Below are 18,296 nucleotides of genomic sequence, written 5' to 3'. Positions count from 1 at the left end.
TCGGGCACATCAGCAGTTCTTCCTCGATCGCCGAGGCGCACGTCCCCATGAATCCGGTCCGCATGTTCACCACCCAGGTCTGCCCGTACTGCATCCGCGCGAAGCAGTTGCTCAAGCAGCGCGGCGTCGAGGCGATCGACGAGATCCGAGTCGACCTGAACCCGTCGCAGCGCGACGAGATGATCGCCAGGACGGGCCGCCGCACGGTGCCGCAGATCTTCATCGGCGAGACGTGGGTGGGCGGCTGCGACGACCTGATCGCGCTCGACCAGAAAGGCGGCCTGGTTCCGCTGCTCAACGGCTGAGGACTATTCCTCACCGGCTCGTCACGAGCCCTGCGACATAATGCGCGCTGCAGCCCGCACCGTCCCGGTTTGCGGGCTTCGTTTTTTTCGAGACATCCATGGCTGAACAAGACCAATCCCCCGTTTTCCAGATCCAGCGCATCTACCTGAAGGATCTGTCGCTCGAGCAACCGAACTCGCCGCAGGTGCTGCTCGAGCAGACGCAGCCGGCGGTCGACATCCAGCTGAGCATGTCGGCCGAGGCCGTCGCCCAGAGCCTGTTCGAGGTCACGGTCACCGCCACGGTCACGACCAAGGTCGGCGAGCGCGTGCTGTTCCTGGTCGAGGCCAAGCAGGCCGGCATCTTCGAGATCCGCAACGTGCCGGCCGAGCAGCAGCAGGGCATCCTGGGCGTCGTCTGCCCGCAGATGCTCTACCCGTACCTGCGCGCCATCGTCTCCGACGTCTGCACGCGCGCCGGCTTCCCGCCGATCCTGCTGGCCGAAGTCAACTTCCAGGCGATGTTCGAGGCGCAGCAGCAGGCCCAGCTCGCGCAGGCCGCGTCGGCCAACGGCGCACCGAACTGAGGTCGACCCGGCACGGGGCCTGCTCCGTGCCGATTGATCCGTCTTCCTGCCGAGACCCGCTCCCATGCGCATCTCCGTCATTGGCGCCGGTGCCTGGGGCACCGCCCTCGCGATCGCCGCGGCGCGGCGCCATCGCGTGCTGCTGTGGGCGCGCGACGCCGCGCAGGCGCAGCAGATGGCGGCCGAGCGCCGCAACGCGCGCTACCTGCCGCACGCCGTGTGGCCGGACCAGTTGGCCGTCACGTCCGACCACGCCGCGGCGCTCGCGCATGCCGAGGGCGGCCTGGTGATCGTCGCGACGCCGATGGCCTCGCTGCGCGAGCGGCTGGCCGCGCTGCCGGGCCACGCCTGCGTGTTCTGGCTCTGCAAGGGTGTCGAATCCGCCACCGGATCGCTGGGCCACCAGATCGCGGCCAGCGTGCTCCCGCGGGCGTCGGTGGGCGTGCTGTCGGGCCCCAGCTTCGCGCAGGAAGTGGCCGGCGGCAGCCCGACGGCGCTCGTCGCCGCCAGCGGCGACCCGGCCTTGTGCGACCTCGCTGTCAACGCGTTCCACAGCGAGACGCTGCGTATCTATCGCTCGACCGACGTCGTCGGCGTGGAAGTGGGCGGTGCCGTCAAGAACGTGCTCGCCATCGCCACCGGCATCGCCGATGGCCTGAACCTGGGCCTCAACGCGCGCGCCGCGCTGATCACGCGCGGGCTGGCCGAGATGACGCGGCTGGGTGTCGCGCTGGGCGCGCATGCCGACACCTTCATGGGCCTGTCCGGCCTCGGCGACCTGGTGCTCACCGCCACCGGCGACCTGTCGCGCAATCGCAAGGTCGGGCTGATGCTGGCGCAGGGCCTGGCGCTGAAGGACATCCTCGAACGCCTGGGCCACGTGGCCGAAGGCGTCTACTGCGCCGAGACCGTCACGCGGCTCGCGCACGACAACGGCGTGGCGATGCCGATCGCCGACATGGTGTCGGCCGTGATCCACCGGCGCATCGCGGCGCGGGACGCGGTGTCGTCGCTGATGCGGCGCGATTCCCGCGACGAGGGGCTGTAGGGCGGGTTACGCCTGCGGCTAACCCGCCCTACACGCTTCCGGCGTAGCCGTTGACGCGCCACGCCTCGAACACCGCCACCGCCACGGCGTTGCTCAGGTTGAGGCTGCGCTGGCCCGGCAGCAGCGGCAGGCGAACCAGTCGCTCAGGCGGAAACTGCTCGCGCAGCGCGGGCGGCAGTCCGGCCGATTCGCTGCCGAAGACCAGGCTGTCGCCGGCCTTCCAGTCGACGCTCGCCAGCGTGCCGGTGCCGCGCGTGGAGAACGCGAAGCAGCGCGACGGGTCGACGGTGGCGGCGTAGTCCTCCCAGCGCGCGTGGCGGCGGACGTCGGCGAACTCGTGATAGTCGAGGCCGGCGCGGCGCAGCAGCTTGTCCTCCATCGAGAAGCCCAGCGGCTCGATCAGGTGCAGCTCGCAGCCGGTGTTGGCCGCGAGGCGGATCACGTTGCCGGTGTTGGGCGGGATCTCGGGATGGACGAGGACGATCTTGAACATGGCCACATTGTCCGCTGGCTCAGGACTCCGGCGTGCGCGCGACCACCCACACGTGCACCTCGCGGGCGCCCGCCGCGCGCAGCGTGCGCGTGGCTGCCTGCGCGGTGGCGCCGGTGGTGAGCACGTCGTCGACCAGCGCGATGCGCGCGCCGCGCACCCAGGCCGCGTGGCGCGGCGTGACGACGAAGGCGCCCTGCAGGTTCCTCGCGCGCTCCGACCGGTGCAGGCCCAGCTGGTGGCCGGTGTCGCGCACGCGAAACAGCGCGTCGGCGCGCGCGTCGAGCGACAGCGCGCGGGCGAGGCGGCGCGCGAGCTCCCACGACTGGTTGTAGCCGCGTTCGCGCAGGCGTTCGCGCGACAGCGGCACGCAGGCGACGCGCACGTCGCTGCCGCGTAGGTCGTCCAGCCGTGCCAGCAGCGGCCGCAGCAGCGCGTCCGCGGGTTCGAGGCGCTGGTGGAACTTGAGGTCGGCGAGCGGGCGATCCCACGGATAGCCGTAGTCGACGCCGGTCACCACGCGCGACCACGGCGGCGGCGCCAGGCGGCAGCGGACGCAGCGCGCGTTGTCGCCATCCGTCGGCGGGACCACGAACGGCAGCCCGCAGCCGTCGCAGCGCTCGCGGGCGAACGCGAAGCGCGCGTCGCAGTGGCGGCACAGCCCGCCGTCGCACCAGCCGCGGCACACCAGGCAGCGGCCGCCGGCCGCGGCGCGCCAGCGGGCCAGCAGGTTGCGGGCGTTCGTCAAGCGGGGCGCGCTTGGCCCGGCGCCGCCTGCGGCCATGGCGGAGGGGTCGGGCCGCGAAGTCATCGGCTCAATATACTGCCGCATGGCTGCGTCACCCATCGTCGAATCCCGCCCGGAACGCCTCGATCCGCGCGCGCTGGACCGCGCGTGGGCCCGGCTCGCCGCGCAGTCGGCGCCGCCGTGGCTGCACGGGGAGATCGCGCGCCGGCTGGCCGAGCGGCTGTCCATCGTCAAGCAGGTGCCGCACCACGTGTTCGACTGGTGGAGCGAACTGGGCGCCGGCGCGGCGCAGCTGGCGCAGGCCTATCCGAAGGCGACGGTCACCGGCGTGCTGCGGCCGGAGGCTGCGACGGCGTCCGCGCCGGCCGGCTCGGCCACGATCGCCGCGACGCCCGCGTGGCGGCGCTGGCTTGGCCTGGGCGCGAGCGGCCCGCGCGCGATCGCGCAGTCGGCGGTGCCGCCGGCGCAGGCGCAGCTCGTCTGGTCGAACATGAGCCTGCACTGGGCGCAAGACGCTCCCACGCTGATGCGCGAGTGGCAGCGCGCGCTGGTGGTCGACGGCTTCCTGATGTTCACGACGCTGGGCCCCGGCACGCTGGTCGCCCTGCGCGACCTCTATCGCACCCACGGATGGGGCACGCCGTATGCGCCCTGGACCGACATGCACGACCTCGGCGACATGCTGGTCGAGGCCGGCTTCGCCGATCCCGTCATGGACCAGGAGACGCTGCGGCTGACCTGGAGCAGCCCGCAGGCCGCGCTGGAGGAATTGCGCAGCCTCGGCGCGAACAACGACGCCGCGCGCTTCGCGGGCCTGCGCACGCCGCGCTGGCGCGACCGCCTGCTCGCGGCGCTCGGCGCGCACGTCGACGCGCAGGGCCGCGTGGTGCTCGAGTTCGAGATCGTCTATGGCCACGCGTTCAAGCCGGGGCCGCGCGCGAAGCTGTCCGAGCAGACGCAGGTGGGCCTCGACGACATGAAGGCCATGCTGAGCCGAGGCCGTCAACCTCGTTGAACCGAGGCGTGGGGCAGGGCTTACGCTGAGTCCCCCAGGCACTTTTTTGGCATGAACAGGCCCTAGAATCGATTGGGTCTTGTGTCTGAAGTGCACCTCTCCTGTGCGCGCCCTTCCGGAAGGGGCTTGCACGCGACCTCTGATCAAGCCGAACTCGGGCCACGCATAGGCCCAGGCCCGACAAGAAGGATCGAACTACGTGACGACGATGATGACGATTCGCAAGCTGGGACACCGCGCGGCGCACGCCGCCCTGGCGCTGTCCGCATTGGCGACCACCAGCGCGGCGCTGGCCTTCGGTGACAAATCGGTGACCGACCTTCCCGGCGGCCCCAAGGTGCTGGGCCTCGACTTCCAGCCCGCCGTCACCGAGATCGCGCGCCAGCAGAAGGAACTGCACTATTGGATGCTCATCGTCTGCACGATCATCTTCGTGGTCGTGTTCGGCTTCATGTTCTATTCGATCATCAAGCATCGCAAGAGCGTGGGCCACAAGGCGGCCAACTTCCACGAAAGCACCGCGGTCGAGATCGCCTGGACGGTGGTGCCGTTCATCATCGTCATCCTGATGGGCGCGTTCGCGACGCGCACCGTCGTCGCGATGAAGGACACGACGGGCGCCGACCTCACGATCAAGGCCACGGGCTACCAGTGGAAGTGGGGCTACGACTACGTCAAGGGCGAGGGCGAGGGCCTGGCCTTCATCTCCACGCTCGACACCGCGCAGCGCAACCTGTCCGAGGAAGGACAGCCGGCCGGCAACGACTACCTGCTCAAGGTCGACAACCCGCTGGTGGTGCCCGTCAACAAGAAGGTGCGCGTCATCACCACCGCCGACGACGTGATCCACTCGTGGAGCGTGCCGGCCTTCGGCGTCAAGCAGGACGCGATCCCCGGCTTCGTGCGCGACACCTGGTTCCTGGCCGACAAGGTCGGCACCTACTACGGCATGTGCTCGGAGCTGTGCGGCAAGGAGCATGCGTTCATGCCGATCCGCGTCGACGTGCTGTCCGCCGCCGACTACACGGCCTGGGTCGACAAGCAGAAGAAGGCGCTGGCCGCCGCGGCCGACGATCCGAAGAAGGTCTGGGAGATGGCCCCGCTGATGGCCCGCGGCGAGAAGGTCTACCTCGCCAACTGCGCCGTCTGCCACAAGCCGGACGGCACGGGCGCCGGCCCGGTCAAGCCGCTGGACAAGTCGCCCACGGTGCTCGATGCCGACAAGAACGCGCAGATCCTCACCGTGCTGCACGGCCGCCTGAACGGCGCCATGCCGGCGTGGCAGGGCAAGCTGTCGGAGACCGACATCGCCGCCGCGATCACGTACACGAAGAACTCGTGGAGCAACCACACGGGCCAGCTCGTCGAGCCGTCCGACGTGGTGGCTGCCGAAGCCAAGTAAGCCGCCGTTCGATCACGCCATCGACCGACTCAAGCGTTCGCTGAAGGATTTCCTCTCATGAGTGCTGTTCTGCCCCATCCGATCGACCACGGCCACGATCACGATCATGACCACGCGCACGGCCACCCGGTGGGCTGGCGCCGCTGGGTGTTCGCGACCAACCACAAGGACATCGGCACGCTGTACCTGCTGTTCGCGTTCACGATGTTCCTCGTGGGCGGCACGCTGGCACTGCTGATCCGCCTCGAGCTGTTCCAGCCCGGCCTGCAGTTCTTCAACCCCGAGCTGTTCAACCAGTTCACCACGATGCACGGCCTGATCATGGTGTTCGGCGCGATCATGCCGGCGTTCGTCGGCTTCGCGAACTGGATGATCCCGATGCAGATCGGCGCGGCCGACATGGCGTTCGCGCGCATGAACAACCTCAGCTTCTGGCTGCTGATCCCGGCGGCGCTGATGCTCGTGGGCTCGTTCTTCCTGCCCGGCGGCGCGCCCGCCGCGGGCTGGACGCTCTACGCGCCGCTGACGCTGCAGATGGGCCCGTCGATGGACGGCGGCATCTTCGCGATGCACCTGATGGGCGCCAGCTCCATCATGGGCTCGATCAACATCATCGTCACCATCCTCAACATGCGCGCCCCGGGCATGACGCTGATGAAGATGCCGATGTTCGTCTGGACCTGGCTGATCACGGCCTACCTGCTGATCGCCGTGATGCCCGTGCTCGCCGGCGCCATCACGATGACGCTGACCGACCGCCACTTCCACACCAGCTTCTTCAACCCGGCCGGCGGCGGCGACCCGGTGATGTACCAGCACGTGTTCTGGTTCTTCGGTCACCCCGAGGTCTACATCATGATCCTGCCGGCCTTCGGCATCGTCAGCCAGGTCGTGCCGGCGTTCTCGCGCAAGCGCCTGTTCGGCTACACGTCGATGGTCTACGCGACGTCGTCGATCGCCATCCTGTCGTTCATCGTGTGGGCGCACCACATGTACACGACGGGCATGCCGGTCACCGGCCAGCTGTTCTTCATGTATGCCACGATGCTGATCTCCGTGCCCACGGGCGTGAAGGTCTTCAACTGGCTGGCCACGATGTGGCGCGGCTCGATGACCTTCGAGGCCCCGATGCTGTGGGCCGTCGGCTTCATCTTCGTGTTCACGATGGGCGGCTTCACGGGCCTGATCTGCTCGATGGCGCCGATCGACATCCAGCTGCAGGACACCTACTACGTCGTCGCGCACTTCCACTACGTGCTCGTGGCCGGCTCGCTGTTCGGCATGTTCTCCGGCTACTACTACTGGGCGCCGAAGTGGACGGGCGTGATGTACAGCGAGACGCGCGGCAAGTTCCACTTCTGGTCGTCGCTGGTGTTCTTCAACATCACCTTCTTCCCGATGCACTTCCTGGGCCTGGCCGGCATGCCGCGCCGCGTGGCCGACTACCCGATGCAGTTCGCCGACTTCAACGCCGTCGCCTCCATCGGCGCGCTGGGCTTCGGCCTGACGCAGGTCTACTTCCTGCTGTTCGTCGTCGTCCCTGGGATGCGCGGCAAGGGCGAGCCGGCGCCGCAGCGTCCGTGGGAAGGCGCCGAGGGCCTCGAGTGGGAAGTGCCGTCGCCGGCGCCGTGGCACACCTACGAAACGCCGCCCAAGCTCGATCGCACGGCCACCAAGGTCATCGGTTGAAGCCCGCCGCGCAGGTTCCCATGGCTCAGTCTCCCGAGCAACGCCGCAAGAACGCGCGCCTGGGCATCGTGCTGTTCACGGTGGCGCTGGCATTCGGCCTGGGCTTCTTCGCCAAGGCCATGCTGTTCGGACTATGAGCGACGACCTCAACGACGAGCGCGACTCGCGGCGCAAGAAGAAGCAGAAGCGGCTCAACCGCGACATGCTCTTCAAGCTGACGCTGGTCGTCTTCGTCATGGGCGGCTTCGCCTACGCCATGGTGCCGCTGTACAAGTCGATCTGCGAAGCGCTGAACATCAACGTGATCGCGCGCACCGACCTCGGCGCGGCGCCCGGTGAGAAGAGCGCGCCGATCAACTCGCAGGTCGACCTGACTCGCAGCGTCACGGTGGAATTCGACGCCAACGTGCACGGGGGCCCGTGGGAATTCCACCCGGCGCAGAACGCCGTCACCGTGCATCCGGGCGAGATGACGACCGTGATGTACGAGTTCAGGAACACGCAGTCGCGAACGATGACGGCGCAGGCGATCCCGAGCTACGCGCCGGGCGTCGCGCAGTCGCACTTCACGAAGGTGGAATGCTTCTGCTTCACGCAGCACACGCTGGCGCCGGGCGAGTCCAAGACCTGGCCCGTGGTCTTCTACGTCGACGACAAGCTGCCCAGGGACGTCAAGACGATCACGCTGTCTTACACCTTCTTCGAGGTCGGCGGCACGACGCCGCCGGCGCCGGTCGGCCAGCTCGAAGCCAAGCCGCATGTCTGAGCTCGTCATGACCGCGCCCACCGACCCGCGCGACGAGCCGTCGCCGACCGCCCGCAAGGCGCGTTTCGGCCAGACGTTGCGCGCCGTGGCCTGGTCCTTCTTCGGCATCCGCAAGTCCGCCGATCACGAGCAGGACGTCAAGAACCTGAACCCGATCCACGTGGTGATCGCCGCCGTCATCGGCGCCGCGGTCTTCGTCGTCTTCCTGGTGGTGCTGGTGCATTTCGTCATCGGCTTCGCTACAAGTCACTGAGTCTGGAGAACTGAAACCATGTCCGCCGCCGCGACTCCCCACGGAACCACCCCGCATTACTTCATCCCCGCGCCGTCCCGTTATCCGGTGTGCGTGGCGATCGGCCTGTTCCTGATGATCATCGGCGGCAGCCAGTGGGTCAACGGACACGAATGGGGCTCGTGGTGCGTGCTCACCGGCGTCGTCGTGTGGCTGGCCACGTTGGCGCAATGGTTCACCACGGCCATCGGCGAAAGCGAGGGCGGGCTGTACTCCGATCACGTCGATGTGTCCTTCCGGTGGAGCATGAGCTGGTTCATCTTCTCGGAGGTGATGTTCTTCGCGTCGTTCTTCGGCGCGCTGTTCTGGGCCCGCTCGATCGCGCTGCCGATGCTGGGCAACCTCGACCACCAGTTGCTGTGGCCCGACTTCCACGCGATCTGGCCCAGCGCGCAGGCCGGCATCACCGGCTCGCCGGCCGACACCATCGCCCCGTTCCGCACGATGGGCCCGTGGCCGATCCCGACCTTCAACACGGCCATCCTGCTGACCTCGGGCGTCACGCTGACGATCGCGCACCACGCGCTGATCGCCGACCATCGCTCGAAGGCGATCCTGTGGATGTGGATCACCGTGGCGCTGGGCCTGAGCTTCATCTGCTGCCAGGCCTACGAATACCACGAGGCCTATACCGAGATGAACCTGAAGCTGTCCTCGGGCATCTACGGCTCGACCTTCTTCATGCTCACCGGCTTCCACGGCTTCCACGTGTTCGTCGGCATGCTGATGCTGTTCTTCATCACGCTGCGCATCCAGAAGGGCCACTTCACGCCGCAGCGCCACTTCGGCTTCGAGGGCGCGGCCTGGTACTGGCACTTCGTCGACGTCGTCTGGCTGGGCCTCTACGTCGTGGTGTATTGGCTTTGACGGACGAGGCGAGCATCGAGCTCGCCGCCTGAAAGCAGCAACGCCGCCTCGAACTTCGGGCGGCGTTGTCGCTTGAAGTGGAACCGCGCGACGCTCGCCGCATCGAACTTCAGGTGCCGACGGGGATGCCGGACGGGTGGATCCAGCCGAGACTCCAGGCCAGGAGGATCAGCAGGAACAGCGTGACCGACAATCCGACGCGAACCGCCAGCGTGCGGGCCATGCGCTTGTCCGCCGAGCCGTCGTCGGGCCCGCGGCGCAGCATGAAGAAGCCGGCGCCCGCGAGCGCGGCCAGCACGAGCACCAGGAACGCGACGATCACGATTTTCATGAAGAACGATTATTCCACCGACCCCGCGGCAGCGTCCGCGGGTTCCTCCCCTCCCGACGGCGAGCGGCGCCGTGGCGCGGGGTCGACGCGTTCGCGTGTCGTCTGGTTTGTCGTCGCCCTCGGCTGCGCCTTGCTGACGGCGCGCTTCGGCGTCTGGCAGCTGTCGCGGGCCCACACCAAGCTGGCCAACGAGGCCATGATCGCCGAGCGCGGCGCGATGCCCGCGCTCGCCGCCGGCGAGCTCGCGCGCGACCCGGCGACGGCTCAGCAGCAGTGGCAGCGCCACATCGACGTGACGGGCGAATGGGACGCGGCGCACACCGTGTACCTGATGAACCGCACGATGGACGAGCGCTCGGGCTTCTACGTGATGACGCCGCTGCGGCTGCCGGACGGCGGCGCGGTCGTCGTGCAGCGCGGCTGGATCGCGCGCGACGACGCCGACCCGATGAAGGCGCCGCCGGTGGCCATGCCCATCGGAACCGTGAAGCTTCATGGCCACGTCGCGCCGTGGCCCTCGCACTGGATCGACATCGGCCATGGCGCCGGCGGCCCGGTGCGGCAGAATATCGAGCTGGAGGCGCTCGCGGCGGAGAGCGGCCTGGCCCTGCGTCCGGAGACGGTCGTCGAGGACGCCACTGCCGACAATGCGCACGACGGCCTGCGCCGCGACTGGCCGCCGCCCACCGGCGGGGTCAGCGTCACCACCAACTACGGCTACGCGGTGCAATGGTTCGCGATGAGCATCGCGTTCCTCGGCTTGTACGTGTGGCTGCAGTTCATCCGTCCGCGCAGGCTGGCGCCGGCCGATTCCGAATCCCCGCTCGACGACCGCGTCGACGACAACGCTTCCCGATGAAACCGACTCCGTCCGACGACCCCAAGGCCACCGGCCCGGAATCCCTGACCTTCACGCTGCACGACACGCCGGCGCCGATGCGCGACTACTCGGCCGCGCAGAGCCGGCGCGGCCGCATCACGATGCTGGTGATCCTGTTCGCGTGCGCGCTGCCGGTGATCGCGTCGTACTTCACCTATTACGTGATCCGTCCGGGCGGCCGCACCAACTACGCGACGCTGATCGAGCCGCAGCGCCCGCTGCCGTCGCTGGACGCCGTGCCCGCGCAGGACATGAACGGCCACTCGGTGCCGCTGACCACGTTGAAGGGGCAGTGGCTGATGATCGTCGTGGCGCCGGCGGGCTGCGGCAAGCTGTGCGAGAGCAACCTGTTCCTGCAGCGCCAGCTGCGCGAGATGATGGGCGCGGAGCGCGACCGCATCCAGAAGGTCTGGCTCGTCGACAGCTCCGAGGCGGTCGAGCCGGCGCTCGCCGCGGCCGTCGCGGCACCGCCGGCCGTGGCGACCTACCGCGTCGAGCGGTCCGCGCTCGCGGGCTGGCTCGAGCCCGAGGCTCATCACCAGCTCGAGGAGTCGCTCTACATCGTCGACCCGCTGGGCAACTGGATGATGCGCACGCCGGCCAATCCGGATCCGGTCAAGCTGAAGAAGGACGTCGACAAGCTGTTGCGCGCATCGGCGTGGTGGAACCGCGCCAAGGACACGCCGTGACTTCCGGCGTGGCGTATGACTGGACATCGCTGACCGGCCTCGCGCTGATCGCGCTGGCCATCGTGTCGGTCGTGCTGATGATCGCGTGGTGGCGCGGCGGGCTGCGCCGGAAGTCGCGCACGCAGCGCGTCGCCGCGCTCGCGGTGCTGACGCTGTTCCTGTGCTTCGACCTCGTCGTGTTCGGCGCCTACACGCGGCTGAGCGACTCGGGGCTGGGCTGTCCGGACTGGCCGGGCTGCTATGCGACCGCGAGCCCGGTGGCTGCATCGCAGGACATCGCGCAGGCGCAGGCGCTCGCGCCCGAGGGGCCGGTCAGCGAGCGCAAGGCGTGGATCGAGATGATCCACCGCTACTTCGCGATGGCGCTCGGTACGCTGATCATCCTGATGCTCGCGGCCGCCGCGCACGCGCGTGACGCGCGCGCGGGGGCGCTCGCGGGCGTGACGCTCGCGTGGGTCATCGCGCAGGGCGTGTTCGGCGCGCTGACGGTCACGTGGAAGCTCTATCCGGCGATCGTCACCGGGCACCTGCTGGGCGGCATGGGACTGCTCGCGCTGCTGTCGCTGCAGGCGCCCGCGCGCGCGGGCGACGCGCCGCGCGGCGCGCGCGACCGCTGGGCGCTGGCCCTGGCCGCGCTCGCGCTGCTGCTGCAGCTCGCGCTCGGCGGCTGGGTCTCGACCAACTACGCCGTGCTCGCCTGCACCGGCTTTCCGCAATGCAACGGCCAGTGGTGGCCGGCGATGAACTGGTCGGAAGGTTTCACGTTCGCGCGCGAGCTGGGCAAGCGGGCCGACGGCGCGCCGATCGCCATGACCGCGCTGGTGGCGATCCAATGGACGCACCGGCTGTTCGCGCTCGTGTTCGCCGCCGCGATGGGCTGGCTCGTCGCACGGCTTTGGCGCCGCGGCGAGGCGGCGCGGCGGCGAGCTGTCATCATCGGCGGCCTGGTGGTGATCCAATTGGCGACCGGGCTGTCCAACGTCGTGCTCGGCTGGCCGCTGGTGGCCGCGCTGGCGCACACTGCCGGGGCCGCGGCGCTGGTGATCTGCATCGGCTTCGAGGCCGCCGCCGCCCTGAATTCCAGAAATCGAGTCCTCTCGTCATGAGCTCCGCTGTCCCCGTTCCCTCGCCCGCGTCGGCGCAGCCGTCGCGCTGGCGCCAGTACTACGCGCTCACCAAGCCGCGCGTCGTGCAGCTCATCGTGTTCTGCGCGGTGATCGGCATGTTCCTGGCCGTGCCGGGCTGGCCGCCGCTGGTGCCCACGCTGGCCGCCACCGCGGGCATCTGGCTCGTGGCGGCCGCGGCCGCCGCGTTCAACTGCCTGGTCGAGCAGCAGATCGACAAGCGCATGACGCGCACCGCCTGGCGCCCGACCGCCAAGGGCGAGCTGACGAACACGCAGGCGCTGTTGTTCTCGATGGTGCTGTGCGCGATCGGCGCGGCCGTGCTGCTGACCTGGGTCAACGCGATCACGCTGTGGCTGACGCTGGCCACCTTCATCGGCTACGCCGTGATCTACACGCTGATCCTCAAGCCGATGACGCCGCAGAACATCGTCATCGGCGGCGCCTCGGGCGCGATGCCGCCCGTGCTGGGCTGGGCCGCGATGACCGGCAGCGCCGACGCCGACGCCTGGCTGCTGTGCCTGATCATCTTCCTGTGGACGCCGCCGCACTTCTGGGCGCTGGCGCTTTACCGCACCGAGGACTACCGCAAGGCCGGACTGCCGATGCTGCCCGTCACGCACGGTCCCGACTTCACCAAGCTGCACGTGTTCCTCTACACGCTGGTGCTGTTCGCGGGCACGCTGCTGCCCTTCGTCAGCGGCCTCAGCGGCTGGTTCTACCTCGCCTGCGCCGTGGTGCTGGGCTTCCTGTTCTGCGCCTACGCGTTCAGGCTCTGGCGCCACTACAGCGACGAGCTGGCGCGCCGCACGTTCCGCTTCTCGATCCTGTACCTGTCGCTGCTGTTCGCGGCGCTGCTGATCGACCACTACATCCGCTGATGACGACCCGCCGATTCCTTCTCTCGCTGGCCGCCGTCGGCGCGCTGGCCCTCGCCGGCTGCGACCGCGCCGCCCCGCCGCACCACTTCAACGCCATCGACCTGACCGGCGCCAGCTACGCGCACGGCTTCAGCCTGCCCGACTTCGACGGCAAGCCGCGCACGCTGGCCGATTTCGCGGGCAAGGTGACGGTCGTCTTCTTCGGCTACACGCAATGCCCCGACGCCTGCCCGACGACGATGGCCGAGCTGAGCGGCATCCTCAAGACGCTGGGCCCCGATGCGAAGCGGGTGCAGGTCGTCTTCATCACGGTCGACCCGTCGCGCGACACGCCCGCGCTGCTGAAGAACTACGTCACCAACTTCCGCCCCGACTTCCTGGCGCTGCGCGGCGACGAAGCGCAGACGCAGGCGATCATCAAGGACTTCAAGCTGGTGGTCGAGAAGGTGCCGGGCAAGACGGCCGACAGCTACACGATCGACCACACCGCGGGCACCTACATCTTCGACCCGCAGGGCCGCATCCGGCTGTTCGCGTCGCAGAGCCTGGATCCGACGCTGCTGACGGCCGACCTGCAGGCGCTGCTCGCCGAGAAGGCGACCTGAGTCAGCGCGCGGCCGACTGTTCGGCCAGGCGCGCAGCGAGCCAGTCGCGCAGGCGCGGCTCGACGGTCAAGGCCAGCGCGCGCCCGTAGGCCGCCGCCGCATCGGCGTGCGCCCCGTCCATCGCCAGCAGGTGCGCCCGCGCCGCCCACCAAGGCTGGTGCGACGCGACGCGTTCTGCCTCGATGTCGTCGAGCAGCCGCAGCCCCGCGCGCGCGTCACGCGCGTGCGCGACCGCGACCGCGTGCGCGATGCGCGCGCCGACCGTCGGCGCGATGGCCAGCAGCTGTTCGTAGAGTCCGGCGATGCCTTCCCACGGCACCTCGCCCTCGATTCGGCCGTGCACGTGCGCCGCCTGGATCGCGGCCTCGAGCTGGTACGGGCCCGTCGAGCGATGGGACGCCGCGCGCAGCAAGGCGTCGTTGGCGCGGGCGATGAGCGCGGCGTCCCAGCGCCGCGCGTCCTGTTCGTGCAGCGGCTGGAAGACCTCGCTGCGCGCCGGACGCCGTGCCTCGCACAGCGACAGCAGCGCGAGCAGCCCCAGCGCCTCGGGCTCGTCGGGCAGGTGGGCCGCGACGAGTTCGGCGAGGAACATCGCCTCGGCGGCGAGCTCGCCCGCCACGGCATCGTCGACCTGGCCCCAGTGCAGCGTGTAGGCGCCGTAGATCGCCTCCAGCACGGACGCGAGGCGCTCCGGCAGCTCGCGCGGCTCGGGCTCCTCGAAGCGCAGGCCGGTGGCGCGGATCCTGGACTTGGCGCGCACCAGGCGCTTGGTCATCGCCTCCGGCTTGACGAGGAAGGCGCTGGCGATGCGGGCGGCGTCCAGGCCCAGCACGGTCTGCAGCATCAGCGCGCTGTGCACGCCGGCGTCGATCGCCGGGTGGGCGCAGACGAACATCAGGCGCAGCCGCGTGTCGGGCAGCGCGGTCGCCTCGGGCGCGGGGGCGTGCTCGTCCGGCCACAGCACCGTCAGCGTCGGGTCGTCGGCCAGGCGCTGTCGGCGCGCGGCGACCAGCAGCTGGCGGCGCGCGGCGGTCAGCAGCCAGGCTTCGGGCGACGCCGGCACGCCGTCGCGCGGCCAGCGGGCCAGCGCGCTGGCGAAGGCCTCGGCCAGCGCGTCCTCGGCGGCCGCGACGTCGCGCCATTGCCAGGCCAGCCACGCGAGCAGCCGGCCGTAGCTGCGCCGCGCGGCGGTCTCGGCTGCCGCCGCGGCGTCGATCACTTCGGCTCGGGCATCGGGCGCACGGGCCACGCGAAGGTCGTGCCCACGGCCGAGCCAGGGCAGCGCTCGGCCCACTTGAGCGCCTCGTCGAGCGAGTCGACCTCGATCAGCGCATAGCCGCCCAGCAGCTCCTTGGTGTCGGCGAACGGGCCGTCCTGCACGTGGCGCTTGCCGTTGCGCACGCTGACCGCGGTGCCGCCGTCGTGCTCCAGCCGTTTCGCGCCGCGCAGCACGCCGGCCGCGGCCATCGCTTCCATGTAGAGCTTCCAGGCCTGCATCGGGGCGACGCCGCGCACGGGGTCGTCGTTGACCTCGAAGACTTCGGCGGGCTGGTGGAAGGTGAGGACGAATTCCATGAAGGTCTCCTGCGCCATCGCGGCGCTCAGGGTGCAGCACCGCGCCGCACCTGAGCATAGATGCGCGAGCGCGCCGCGAACGGACAGCGGCGCCAAAAAAAACGGACGCCGAGGCGTCCGCTTCTTGAGGAGGCAGGGCGTTTACACGCGCTGCGGTTCCAGGGTCTTGCGCATCTTCTTCAGCGCGGCGACCTCGATCTGGCGGATGCGCTCGGCGCTGACGCCGTATTCGGCCGCCAGCTCGTGCAGCGTCATGCCGCCGGACGAGTCGTCGTTGACCTTCAGGTAGCGCTCCTCGACGATGCGGCGGCTGCGCGGATCGAGCGTCTCCAGCGCCTCGCCGATGCCGACGCCGGCCAGGCGGTCGTGCGCGGCGTTCTCGATGACGCGGGTGGGCTCGTCGCGGTCGTCGGCCAGGTAGGCGATCGGCGCGTAGGCTTCCTCGCCGTCGTCGTTCTGGGACTCCATCGCGACGTCGCCGCCGGACATGCGCGTCTCCATCTCGAGGACTTCTTCCGGCTTGACGTTGAGGTCGCGCGCGACGCGCTCGACCTGGTCGCGGGTCAGCGTGTTGCGGTGGACGTCGGTGTCGGCGGCTTCTTCCTTGAGCCTGGACTTCATCGAGCGCAGGTTGAAGAACAGCTTGCGCTGGGACTTGGTCGTCGCGACCTTGACCATGCGCCAGTTCTTCAGGATGTACTCGTGGATCTCGGCCTTGATCCAGTGCATCGCGTAGCTGACGAGACGCACGCCCTGGGTCGGGTCGAAGCGCTTGACGGCCTTCATCAGGCCGATGTTGCCTTCCTGGATCAGGTCGCCGTGCGGCAGGCCGTAGCCAAGATAATTGCGGGAGACGGACACGACGAGACGCAGGTGCGACATCACGAGCGCGCTGGCGGCCTTCAGGTCGTCATGCTCGCGCAGCTGGGTCGCCAGGCGCGTCTCTTCCTCCTGCGTGAGCAGGGGCAGGCGGTTGATGGACGAGATGTAGGCGTCGAGGTTGCCCAGCGGGGGAACCAGACTCCACGGATCACGGACGGACAGTGCGTTGGTTGCGGTAGTGGTCATGTGCTCAGTCTGATCGGGATTCGATCGTTCGGTTCCGCGAATATTAGCACTCTCGTCAAGGGAGTGCTGATCCCCTCCGTCGAGTGCGTGGATCCCAAGATCGTCCATGAGGTAGGCCTTTTCAGGGTAGCGAACGCTCACATTCGTTGTTGTTGCGTATCGCTCGCTATGAAAATATTTCGACTTGCTCGGGCAAAGCGCGCACCTGGACTCTGATACAAGGATGGGTTGCCCGCCAGACGACTGTTCAGCCGCCGGTCGCTACCCTGTCCTACGCGACTCGATCCTCATGTTGAGTTACGCTGCTCCACCTTCAAGGGGTTACCGCATGAAACAAGAGAACACGGCTTTCGACCAGGTGCTGCGGGCAGCGCCCGACGAGTTCCTGAAATCCTGGCTGGACGAAGTGTCCGGCAGCGGCGGCGCCAGTTCGTCGACCGCGCAGCACGACGCCCGCGAGCTGCTGGGCGCGCTGCAGGACGCCGTCACGTCGGACGCCGACCTGACGCAGGCCGATGGCCCCGCCTGGGCCCGCACGCGCTCGGTGCTGGCCGCGTTGTCGCAGTCGCGCGCCGCCCAGGGCGCGTCGGCGGGCGATACCAGCCAGTTCGTCATGGCCATCAAGAAGCCGCTGTTCACGGGCCTGCAGAAGCTGCTGGCCGGCGATCCCAAGGTCGCGTTCGACGCCGCCTGGACGGCCTCGACGCTGGTCGACAAGCTGGCCCAGTTCACGGTGACCACCTACCAGCGCACGCGCGAGGAAGTCATCAATCGCCAGCAGCAGGAGCTGCTCGAGCTGTCGACGCCGGTCGTCAAGCTGTGGGAAGGCGTGCTGGCGGTGCCGATGATCGGCACGCTGGATTCGAGCCGCACGCAGCTGGTGATGGAGTCGCTGCTGACGCGCATCGTCGAGACCGGCTCCGAGCTCGCGATCATCGACATCACCGGCGTGCCGACCGTCGACACGCTGGTGGCGCAGCATTTGCTCAAGACTGTCACGGCGATCCGCCTGATGGGCGCCGACTGCATCATCAGCGGCATCCGCCCGCAGATCGCGCAGACCATCGTGCACCTGGGCATCGACCTGCAGGGCATCACCACCAAGGCGTCCCTGGCCGATGCGTTGTCGCTGGCGATGAAGAAGGCGGGCTGGACGATCTCGCGCAACAAGGCCTGAGCCCGCGCCATGGAACGCATTCCTATCCTCAAGATGGGCAAGGTGCTGCTGGTGACCATCCAGGTCGACCTGCAGGACCAGGTGGCGCTCGCGCTGCAGGACGACCTCTCCGCCCAGATCGAGAAGACGGGCGCCCACGGCGTGCTGATCGACATCTCGGCGCTCGAGATCGTCGACTCGTTCGTCGGCCGCATGCTGGCCGGCATCTCGGGCATCGCCAGCGTGCTCGACGCCACGACGGTGGTGGTGGGCATGCAGCCTGCCGTGGCCATCACGCTCGTGGAACTCGGGCTGTCGCTCGAAGGCGTGCGCACCGCCCTCAACGTCGAACGCGGCATGGCCCTGCTGGCCGCGGACGATCGGAACCAAATTGACGACTGAACCCACCACCGGTTCGATGCCGCTGCTCGGCGAGCGCGACATCGTCATGAGCCGCCAGATGGTGCGCAAGCTGACGCAGCAGATCAAGCTGACGCTGGTCGACCAGACCAAGATGATCACCGCGGCCAGCGAGCTCTCGCGCAACACCGTCGTCTATGGCGGCGGCGGCGAGATGCGCTGGGAGATCGTCTCGCAAGGCATCAAGACCGGCCTCCGGCTGTGGTTCGAGGACAAGGGCCCCGGCATCCCCGACGTCGACCTCGCGCTGACCGACGGCTGGACCTCGGGCTCCGGCATGGGCGTGGGCCTGTCGGGCAGCAAGCGGCTCGTCAACGAGTTCGAGATCCGCACGGTCGTCGGCGAGGGCACCTGCGTCACCGTCACGCGCTGGAAGTAG

24 protein-coding genes are annotated in these 18,296 nt (G+C 69.0%); 18 read left to right on the top strand and 6 right to left on the bottom strand.

Annotation, left to right across the window (positions count from 1 at the left end; genetic code table 11):
* The first annotated feature begins 47 nt into the window (after window positions 1-47).
* The 3 genes from grxC (at window position 48) to LPC04_RS22110 (ending at window position 1,919) form a co-directional block, all read left to right on the top strand.
* Window positions 48-305 carry a glutaredoxin 3 gene (gene grxC, locus LPC04_RS22120; protein ID WP_275684460.1) on the top strand — a complete coding sequence of 86 codons (258 nt, stop codon included), beginning with the start codon at window positions 48-50 and terminating at the stop codon, window positions 303-305.
* Between the two features lie 98 nt (window positions 306-403).
* On the top strand, window positions 404-871 hold the full coding sequence (gene secB / locus LPC04_RS22115) for a protein-export chaperone SecB (protein ID WP_275684459.1): 468 nt from the start codon (window positions 404-406) through the stop codon (window positions 869-871).
* A gap of 64 nt (window positions 872-935) precedes the next feature.
* Window positions 936-1,919 (top strand): NAD(P)H-dependent glycerol-3-phosphate dehydrogenase, encoded by a 984-nt coding sequence (locus tag LPC04_RS22110; RefSeq protein ID WP_275684458.1) that lies wholly within the window; start codon window positions 936-938, stop codon window positions 1,917-1,919.
* A gap of 28 nt (window positions 1,920-1,947) precedes the next feature.
* Here the strand turns inward: LPC04_RS22110 and LPC04_RS22105 are convergent, their stop codons facing one another.
* Both LPC04_RS22105 and LPC04_RS22100 read right to left on the bottom strand, forming a co-directional pair.
* Complete coding sequence (locus tag LPC04_RS22105; protein ID WP_275684457.1) at window positions 1,948-2,412, bottom strand: tRNA (cytidine(34)-2'-O)-methyltransferase; 465 nt, start codon at window positions 2,410-2,412, stop codon at window positions 1,948-1,950.
* A 19-nt stretch (window positions 2,413-2,431) separates the two neighbouring features.
* A complete protein-coding gene (locus LPC04_RS22100) occupies window positions 2,432-3,157 on the bottom strand; it encodes a phosphoribosyltransferase family protein (RefSeq protein ID WP_275684456.1) in 726 nt (241 codons plus the stop codon).
* A gap of 82 nt (window positions 3,158-3,239) precedes the next feature.
* On the opposite strand from LPC04_RS22100, the gene LPC04_RS22095 reads away from it, so the two are divergent.
* From LPC04_RS22095 to LPC04_RS22065, 7 genes are all read left to right on the top strand, one after another.
* On the top strand, window positions 3,240-4,172 hold the full coding sequence (locus LPC04_RS22095; protein ID WP_275684455.1) for a methyltransferase domain-containing protein: 933 nt from the start codon (window positions 3,240-3,242) through the stop codon (window positions 4,170-4,172).
* Window positions 4,173-4,380: 208 nt separating this feature from the next.
* Window positions 4,381-5,574: a cytochrome c oxidase subunit II gene (gene coxB, locus LPC04_RS22090; protein WP_275684454.1), complete on the top strand. Its 1,194-nt coding sequence runs from the start codon at window positions 4,381-4,383 to the stop codon at window positions 5,572-5,574.
* Between the two features lie 57 nt (window positions 5,575-5,631).
* On the top strand, window positions 5,632-7,263 hold the full coding sequence (ctaD, locus tag LPC04_RS22085; RefSeq protein WP_275684453.1) for a cytochrome c oxidase subunit I: 1,632 nt from the start codon (window positions 5,632-5,634) through the stop codon (window positions 7,261-7,263).
* Window positions 7,264-7,283: 20 nt separating this feature from the next.
* Window positions 7,284-7,400 carry a cytochrome oxidase small assembly protein gene (locus LPC04_RS22080; protein ID WP_275684452.1) on the top strand — a complete coding sequence of 39 codons (117 nt, stop codon included), beginning with the start codon at window positions 7,284-7,286 and terminating at the stop codon, window positions 7,398-7,400.
* Window positions 7,397-8,029 (top strand): cytochrome c oxidase assembly protein, encoded by a 633-nt coding sequence (locus LPC04_RS22075; protein ID WP_275684451.1) that lies wholly within the window; start codon window positions 7,397-7,399, stop codon window positions 8,027-8,029. Before LPC04_RS22080 ends, LPC04_RS22075 begins: the two co-directional genes overlap by 4 nt.
* Before the next feature lie 7 nt (window positions 8,030-8,036).
* Window positions 8,037-8,282: a DUF2970 domain-containing protein gene (locus tag LPC04_RS22070; protein WP_275684450.1), complete on the top strand. Its 246-nt coding sequence runs from the start codon at window positions 8,037-8,039 to the stop codon at window positions 8,280-8,282.
* 18 nt (window positions 8,283-8,300) lie between these two features.
* Window positions 8,301-9,188 (top strand): cytochrome c oxidase subunit 3, encoded by an 888-nt coding sequence (locus LPC04_RS22065; RefSeq protein ID WP_275684449.1) that lies wholly within the window; start codon window positions 8,301-8,303, stop codon window positions 9,186-9,188.
* 109 nt (window positions 9,189-9,297) lie between these two features.
* Here LPC04_RS22065 and LPC04_RS22060 read toward each other — a convergent pair whose 3' ends face one another.
* Complete coding sequence (locus tag LPC04_RS22060; RefSeq protein WP_275684448.1) at window positions 9,298-9,519, bottom strand: DUF2909 domain-containing protein; 222 nt, start codon at window positions 9,517-9,519, stop codon at window positions 9,298-9,300.
* On the opposite strand from LPC04_RS22060, the gene LPC04_RS22055 reads away from it, so the two are divergent.
* The 5 genes from LPC04_RS22055 to LPC04_RS22035 are packed head-to-tail and all read left to right on the top strand — an operon-like array spanning window position 9,518 to window position 13,698.
* Window positions 9,518-10,378, top strand: a complete 861-nt coding sequence (locus LPC04_RS22055) for an SURF1 family protein (protein WP_275684447.1) — start codon at window positions 9,518-9,520, stop codon at window positions 10,376-10,378. The two genes, LPC04_RS22060 and LPC04_RS22055, sit on opposite strands and share 2 nt — an antisense overlap.
* Complete coding sequence (locus LPC04_RS22050; RefSeq protein WP_275684446.1) at window positions 10,375-11,088, top strand: hypothetical protein; 714 nt, start codon at window positions 10,375-10,377, stop codon at window positions 11,086-11,088. The genes LPC04_RS22055 and LPC04_RS22050 overlap by 4 nt, the downstream gene beginning before the upstream one ends.
* Window positions 11,085-12,194: a COX15/CtaA family protein gene (locus tag LPC04_RS22045; protein ID WP_275684445.1), complete on the top strand. Its 1,110-nt coding sequence runs from the start codon at window positions 11,085-11,087 to the stop codon at window positions 12,192-12,194. The genes LPC04_RS22050 and LPC04_RS22045 overlap by 4 nt, the downstream gene beginning before the upstream one ends.
* Complete coding sequence (gene cyoE, locus LPC04_RS22040) at window positions 12,191-13,093, top strand: heme o synthase (protein WP_275684444.1); 903 nt, start codon at window positions 12,191-12,193, stop codon at window positions 13,091-13,093. The genes LPC04_RS22045 and cyoE overlap by 4 nt, the downstream gene beginning before the upstream one ends.
* On the top strand, window positions 13,093-13,698 hold the full coding sequence (locus LPC04_RS22035) for an SCO family protein (protein WP_275684443.1): 606 nt from the start codon (window positions 13,093-13,095) through the stop codon (window positions 13,696-13,698). The genes cyoE and LPC04_RS22035 overlap by 1 nt, the downstream gene beginning before the upstream one ends.
* A 1-nt stretch (window position 13,699) precedes the next feature.
* Here the strand turns inward: LPC04_RS22035 and LPC04_RS22030 are convergent, their stop codons facing one another.
* From LPC04_RS22030 to rpoH, 3 genes are all read right to left on the bottom strand, one after another.
* A complete protein-coding gene (locus LPC04_RS22030) occupies window positions 13,700-14,947 on the bottom strand; it encodes an RNA polymerase sigma factor (protein WP_275684442.1) in 1,248 nt (415 codons plus the stop codon).
* The gene (locus LPC04_RS22025; protein ID WP_275684441.1) at window positions 14,914-15,273 is read right to left on the bottom strand and encodes a YciI family protein; all 360 of its coding nucleotides are present in this window, start codon (window positions 15,271-15,273) and stop codon (window positions 14,914-14,916) included. Before LPC04_RS22025 ends, LPC04_RS22030 begins: the two co-directional genes overlap by 34 nt.
* Before the next feature lie 141 nt (window positions 15,274-15,414).
* Window positions 15,415-16,341: an RNA polymerase sigma factor RpoH gene (rpoH, locus tag LPC04_RS22020; RefSeq protein ID WP_275684440.1), complete on the bottom strand. Its 927-nt coding sequence runs from the start codon at window positions 16,339-16,341 to the stop codon at window positions 15,415-15,417.
* A 328-nt stretch (window positions 16,342-16,669) separates the two neighbouring features.
* On the opposite strand from rpoH, the gene LPC04_RS22015 reads away from it, so the two are divergent.
* The 3 genes from LPC04_RS22015 to LPC04_RS22005 are packed head-to-tail and all read left to right on the top strand — an operon-like array spanning window position 16,670 to window position 18,296.
* A complete protein-coding gene (locus LPC04_RS22015) occupies window positions 16,670-17,518 on the top strand; it encodes an STAS domain-containing protein (RefSeq protein ID WP_275684439.1) in 849 nt (282 codons plus the stop codon).
* 9 nt (window positions 17,519-17,527) lie between these two features.
* On the top strand, window positions 17,528-17,899 hold the full coding sequence (locus LPC04_RS22010) for an STAS domain-containing protein (protein ID WP_275684438.1): 372 nt from the start codon (window positions 17,528-17,530) through the stop codon (window positions 17,897-17,899).
* A gap of 16 nt (window positions 17,900-17,915) precedes the next feature.
* A complete protein-coding gene (locus tag LPC04_RS22005; RefSeq protein WP_275684543.1) occupies window positions 17,916-18,296 on the top strand; it encodes an anti-sigma regulatory factor in 381 nt (126 codons plus the stop codon).

The sequence above is a fragment of the Scleromatobacter humisilvae genome, from assembly GCF_023231945.1.
Taxonomy (GTDB): domain Bacteria; phylum Pseudomonadota; class Gammaproteobacteria; order Burkholderiales; family Burkholderiaceae_C; genus Scleromatobacter; species Scleromatobacter humisilvae.
Note: the sequence above shows the minus strand (reverse complement) of the source record. Positions and strands in the feature narration are given on the sequence as shown.